Source organism: Ideonella sp. B508-1, from assembly GCF_000333615.1.
Classification (GTDB): Bacteria; Pseudomonadota; Gammaproteobacteria; order Burkholderiales; family Burkholderiaceae_C; genus Ideonella.
On sequence record NZ_BADL01000525.1, the window covers coordinates 1 to 5,661 of the forward strand.

The window sequence follows — 5,661 nt, forward strand, 5'->3', positions numbered from 1 at the left end:
CCAGGCCGCCCTGCCCCGCGACTACACCCCGCTGACCGACCTGCGGGCCAGCGCCGACTACNGGCGCGCCACCGCCGCCGCCCTGCTGGAACGGCTGTGGCTGAGCACCCGCCCGCACAACCCCGTCCCCCTCGAACAACTGCGCGTGGACCTGCGCACGCCGGCCTGAAGGAGCGCCCCATGGACCTGAAGGACCTGCCCCCCTCCCCCGCCACCTCGGACGCCACCCCGGTGGTGGGTGCCTCCCTGCCGCACGAATCGGCCCGCCTGCATGTGACCGGCCGAGCCGCCTACACCGACGACCTGCCCGAACCGGCGGGCACCCTGCACGCCGCCCTGGGCCTGTCGCCGCTGGCGCACGGCCGCATCGAGGGCCTGGACCTGGCCCGGCTGACCGCCCTGCCCGGCGTGGTGGCGGTGTTCACCGCCGCCGACATCCCGGGCGAGAACAACGTCGGCCCCATCGTGCACGACGACCCCATCCTGGCCCGCGACACGGTGAGCTACCTGGGCCAGCCGGTGTTCGCGGTGATCGCCCGCACCCGGGACGCGGCCCGCCGCGCCGCCGCCCTGGCCAAGGACGTGCTGCAGCTCAGCCCGCTGCCGGCCCAGTTGGACCTGCGGGCCGCCCACGCCGCCGGCCAGCATGTGGTGCCGTCGATGCACCTGAGCCGCAGCAGCCACCCGGGCGGCGTGGCCGGCGCCATCGCCAGTGCGCCGCATCGGCTGCAGGGCAGTTTCAGCCTGGGCGGGCAGGAGCAGTTCTACCTGGAAGGCCAGATCAGCCTGGCCGTGCCGCAGGACGACGGCGGCCTGAAGGTGCACTGCAGCACCCAGCACCCCAGCGAGATGCAGGCCCTGATCGCCCACGCCCTGCAGCTGGGCAACCACGCGGTGCAGGTGGAATGCCGCCGCATGGGCGGCGGCTTCGGTGGCAAGGAGTCGCAGTCGGCCCTGTTCGCCTGCGTGGCCGCCCTGGCCGCCCGCCGCCTCAACCGGCCGGTCAAGCTGCGGCTGGACCGCGACGACGATTTCCTGATCACCGGCCGGCGCCACGGCTTCGAGTTCGACTGGGACGTCGGCTTCGACGAGGCCGGCCGGGTGCTGGGCGTGGAAGTGACGATGCTGGGCCAGGCCGGCCACTCGGCCGATCTCTCGCCGCCGGTGCTCACGCGCGCCATCTGCCACTTCGACAACGCCTACTGGCTGCCCGACGTGGCCATCCACGGACACCTGCCACGCACCAACACCCAGAGCAACACCGCCTTCCGGGGCTTTGGCGGCCCGCAGGGCGCGCTGGCCATCGAGGTGATCCTGGACGACATCGCCCGCCACCTGGGCCAGGACCCCTTCGCGGTGCGCCAGGCCAACTGGTACGGCACGGCCGAGGACGGCCGGCAGCAGCACATCACCCCATACCTGCAGGTGGTCGAAGACAACATCATCGACCCGCTGACCCAGGCCCTGGCCCGGGACGCCCGCTACGCCGAACGCCGTGCCGCCGTGCAGGCCTTCAACGCCGGCAGCCCCTGGCTGAAGAAGGGCCTGGCGCTGACGCCGGTGAAGTTCGGCATCTCCTTCAACGTCAACCACTACAACCAGGCCGGGGCCCTGGTGCATGTCTACCTGGATGGCACGGTGCTGGTGAACCACGGCGGCACCGAGATGGGCCAGGGCCTGAACACCAAGGTGGCCCAGGTCGTCGCCCAAGAGCTGGGCCTGGCGCTGGCCCAGGTGCGGGTGAGCGCCACCGACACCAGCAAGGTGGCCAACACCTCGGCCACCGCCGCCTCCACCGGCGCGGACCTGAACGGCAAGGCCGCCCAGGACGCCGCCCGCCAGGTGCGGGCCCGGCTGGCCGGCGTGGCGGCCCAGGCCTGGGGCGTGGAGCCCGACACCGTGCGCTTTGCCGCCGGCCAGGTGCAGGGCCCCGAGGGGCAGCAGATGGCCTTCGGCGACCTGGTGCAGCAGGCCTACGTGGCCCGGGTGCAGCTGTGGTCGGACGGCTATTACGCCACCCCCGGCCTGCACTGGGACCGCGAGACGCTGACCGGCAAGCCCTTCTTCTACTTCGCCTACGGCGCGGCCGTGTCCGAGGTGCTGCTGGACACCCTGACCGGCGAGTGGAAGCTGCTGCAGGCCGACCTGCTGCACGACGTGGGCCAGTCGCTCAACCCGGCGTTGGACATCGGCCAGGTGGAGGGCGGCTTCGTGCAGGGCATGGGCTGGCTGACCTGCGAAGAGCTGGTGTGGCACCCGCAGAGCGGCAAGTTGCTCACCCACGCACCGTCCACCTACAAGATCCCGACCGCCAACGACGTGCCGGAGGCCTTCACCACCCGGCTGTTTGAGAACGCCAACGTGGCCGACAGCATCCACCGCAGCAAGGCGGTGGGCGAGCCGCCTCTGCTGCTGGGCTTCTCGGTCTTTCTGGCCCTGCGCGATGCGGTGGCCGCCTGCGGCCAACCCGGCTGCCTGCCGCCGCTGCGCGCCCCGGCCACGCCCGAGGCCATGCTCGCGGCCATCCAGGCGGTGCGCCCAGCCCCCTGAGGCCGCTCGCCCTCTCCCCCGATGCACCCCATGAACGCGCACGACACCCGCGACCCGGACGCCGCCACGGCCCACGCCGCCCTGGCCAGCGGCCAGCCCACGCTGCTGGTGGAGGTGGTGTCGGCCCGGGGTTCCGTGCCCCGCGGCGTGGGCACCCGGATGTTGGTGGGGACCGAGGGAGTGCGCGGCACCATCGGCGGCGGCCACCTCGAGTGGCAGGTGCTGCAGCAGGCCCAGGCGCTGCTGAGCCAGGGTGGCGCGCCAGCCGCCGGTTGGCCCTTGGACTGGCCCGTGGCCCTGGGCCCCAGCCTGGGCCAGTGCTGCGGCGGTGCCCTGACCCTGCGTTTCTCGCCGCTGGACGCCACGGCCGTCGACGCCTGGGCCGACCCGCCCCCGCGCCTGCGCCTGCAGCTGCACGGCGCCGGTCACGTGGGCCGGGCCATCGTCCGCCTGCTGGCCGACCTGCCCTGCGAGGTGCTGTGGGTGGACGAGCGCGATAAAGAATTTCCGTCCGAACCTTCCCCCAGCCACATCGAACGCCTGGTCAGCGACAGCCCCGAGGCCGAGGTGGCCCTGGGCCGGCCCGGGGATGCCTACCTCGTGCTGACCCACCGCCACGACCTGGACCTGCGCATCGTCGAGGCCATCCTGCGGCGGGGTGATTTCGGCTTCTGCGGCCTGATCGGCTCGGCCACCAAGCGTGCCCGCTTCGAGCACCGGCTGCGCGAACGGGGCATCCCGGCCGGTACCCTGTCCCGCCTGACCTCGCCGATCGGGCTGCCGGGCCTGACCGGCAAAGAGCCCGCGGTGATCGCTCTTTCGGTGGCGGCCCAGCTGCTGCAGCGGACTTCAGGATAGGGGAGGACAAGCCCCGACGGAGGTGCAACAATCCTCGCCAGTCAAATTAAGACATAAAAAGGTTGCATATGGACTGGAGCACCGGGGTCGCGGGCCTGCTCGTCGGCACCATCGTCGGCATCACCGGCGTCGGCGGAGGTGCCTTGATGACGCCCATCCTGGTGCTGCTGTTCGGCGTCTCGCCCCAGACAGCCGTGGGCACCGACCTGCTGTACGCCTCCATCACCAAGATGTTTGGCACCGTGGTGCACCACAACCATGGCACCGTGGACTGGGGCGTGGTCAAGCGCCTGGCCCTGGGCAGCCTGCCGGCCGCCGCCCTGACCCTGGTCTGGATGAGCCTGACCCAGACCCACCAGATCAAGAGCGGCTTCATCATCACCGCCGTGGGCATCGCGCTGATGATCACCGCCCTGGGCATGTTGGGCAAGGATTGGCTGCATGCCATGGGGCGCAAGCTGCGCGTCGGCGATGTCGAGAAGTTCAAGGCGGCCCAGCCGGTGCTGACCGTGCTGGCCGGTGCCCTGCTGGGCGTGCTGGTCACGCTGACCTCCATCGGCGCCGGCGCCCTCGGCACCGTGATGCTGGTGTACCTGTACCCCTTGCGCCTGAACGCCAGCAAGCTGGTGGGCACCGATCTGGCCCACGCCATTCCGCTGGCCCTGATCGCCGGCCTGGGCCACCTGAGCCTGGGCAATGTCAACTACAGCCTGCTGCTCAACCTGCTGGCCGGGTCCATTCCGGGCATCCTGCTGGGCTCGATGATCAGCACCCGGGCTCCGATGACGCTGATCCGCTACGCGATCGCCTTGGTGCTCGGCGCCGTCTCGATCAAGATGCTGTCACTCTGAGCGGCTTGCGGGCGCGGGGCCTCGCAGAGCCCCGCAAGAATGAGAACGGGGGCCGAAGCCCCCGTTCACCGTCTCCCCTGCCGGGATCGAGCCCGGCTTCTCTCCCTCAATCGCCCAGCGCGATGCGCCGCAAGGCCGGCAGATCCAGGACCTGGACGGTGTAGCCCGCCACGCTGATCACGCCACGGCTGGAGAAGCTGCGCATCAGCCGGGACAGCGTTTCGGGCGTGATGGCCAGTTGCGAGGCAATGTCCCGCTTGCGCACCGGCAGCTGCACCACGGCGCTGGTGGCCTCTTCGCCCGCCGGCCCGCATTGCTGCAGCAGCCAGGCGGCCAACCGGGCCGGTGCATCCTTGTGCATCAGTTCATGGGTGTTCTGCGCCAGACCGCGCACCTCGCAGGCCAGCAGCGTCACCAGGGGACGCCACAGGCTGGGGTGGCGGTCCACCACCTCGCACAGCGCGTCCCGCGGCAGCTCCAGCACCCGCGATGCGCTCAGCGCACGCGCATCCAGGGCATGCGGCTCCTGCAGCCAGGCGGCACTCAGATCCAGCCAGGCCGGTGCGTGCAGATGGCGTTCGGTGCGGAAACTGCCCCCCGCCCCGTGGCTGCCCAGCGCCACATCCCCTTCAGCGATGGCCAGCAAGCCATGGGCCGCCTCGCCCGCGGCGAAGACCAACCCCCCCGGCTGGAACGACAGCACACGGGTGATGGCACCCAGGGCCGCGCTCTCGGCCGCACGCACAGGCGCGGCAAACAGCCGCTCCCAGGTGCCGGCATCGGGCAGCGCGTCTTTGGGCAGGTTGCGTCCCGCCGCGGCGGGACGCACGGGAAGACGCAGCCTCACGGCCGCGGCTCGCTCGGGCGCAAGGCCCTGCTCGGGAGTCAGGATCGTGGGAGGGGTCATTCTCTTTCCGCCCTGGGCGGCTGTGGGTCTTTTCCGAATGACTGTCACTGTCTCGCACGCCCTTCCCAGGGGGGTTGCGCCAGATCAAGCGCCGAGAAATGCTCCACAGCGTCGATTCAGGCGTTTTGATCCAGAGGGTAAACCCTTAAGTTGTTTCGCCTAAGTAGCAGCGATCATCTCGCCTTCGCGAAATTCGCGAATACCCCCCCATGTTCTTTGCCCCCGAGCAGCACCCCATGTCCGACGCTTCCCGCATCCTGAACCCCACCCTGCGCAGCAAGATCATGTCCGCCGACGAGGCCGCCGCCCTCATCGGGCACGGCGACAACGTCGGCATGAGCGGCTTCACCGGCGCGGGCTATCCCAAGGTGGTGCCGGCCGCACTGGCCCGCCGCATCGACGCCGCCCACGCCGCCGGTCAGGAATTCCGCGTCGGCGTCTGGACGGGCGCCTCCACCGCCCCCGAGCTGGACGGTGCACTGGCCCGGGCCAACG

At 71.1% G+C, this 5,661-nt stretch carries 4 protein-coding genes and 1 pseudogene; 4 read left to right on the forward strand and 1 reads right to left on the reverse strand.

Annotated features, from left to right (window positions below; translation table 11 throughout):
- Positions 1 to 180 precede the first annotated feature (180 nt).
- From xdhB to I73_RS20730, 3 genes are all read left to right on the forward strand, one after another.
- Positions 181 to 2,550 carry a xanthine dehydrogenase molybdopterin binding subunit gene (gene xdhB / locus I73_RS20720; RefSeq protein WP_022982369.1) on the forward strand — a complete coding sequence of 790 codons (2,370 nt, stop codon included), beginning with the start codon at positions 181 to 183 and terminating at the stop codon, positions 2,548 to 2,550.
- Positions 2,551 to 2,580: 30 nt separating this feature from the next.
- Positions 2,581 to 3,408, forward strand: a complete 828-nt coding sequence (gene xdhC, locus I73_RS20725; protein WP_022982370.1) for a xanthine dehydrogenase accessory protein XdhC — start codon at positions 2,581 to 2,583, stop codon at positions 3,406 to 3,408.
- A 68-nt stretch (positions 3,409 to 3,476) separates the two neighbouring features.
- Positions 3,477 to 4,259: a sulfite exporter TauE/SafE family protein gene (locus tag I73_RS20730; RefSeq protein ID WP_022982371.1), complete on the forward strand. Its 783-nt coding sequence runs from the start codon at positions 3,477 to 3,479 to the stop codon at positions 4,257 to 4,259.
- 106 nt (positions 4,260 to 4,365) lie between these two features.
- Here the strand turns inward: I73_RS20730 and I73_RS20735 are convergent, their stop codons facing one another.
- Positions 4,366 to 5,166 carry a Crp/Fnr family transcriptional regulator gene (locus tag I73_RS20735; RefSeq protein WP_083876955.1) on the reverse strand — a complete coding sequence of 267 codons (801 nt, stop codon included), beginning with the start codon at positions 5,164 to 5,166 and terminating at the stop codon, positions 4,366 to 4,368.
- A 236-nt stretch (positions 5,167 to 5,402) separates the two neighbouring features.
- Between I73_RS20735 and I73_RS29530 the strand changes: the two are divergent.
- A pseudogene (locus I73_RS29530) lies at positions 5,403 to 5,661 on the forward strand (propionyl-CoA--succinate CoA transferase); the annotation flags it as partial.

Bases quoted from the DNA above. Each gene is read 5' to 3' on its own strand.
- xdhB (WP_022982369.1), top strand. From the start codon at position 181: ATGGACCTGAAGGACCTGCCCCCCTCCCCCGCCACCTCGGACGCCACC.
- xdhC (WP_022982370.1), top strand. From the start codon at position 2,581: ATGAACGCGCACGACACCCGCGACCCGGACGCCGCCACGGCCCACGCC.
- I73_RS20730 (WP_022982371.1), top strand. From the start codon at position 3,477: ATGGACTGGAGCACCGGGGTCGCGGGCCTGCTCGTCGGCACCATCGTC.
- I73_RS20735 (WP_083876955.1), bottom strand. From the start codon at position 5,166: ATGACCCCTCCCACGATCCTGACTCCCGAGCAGGGCCTTGCGCCCGAG.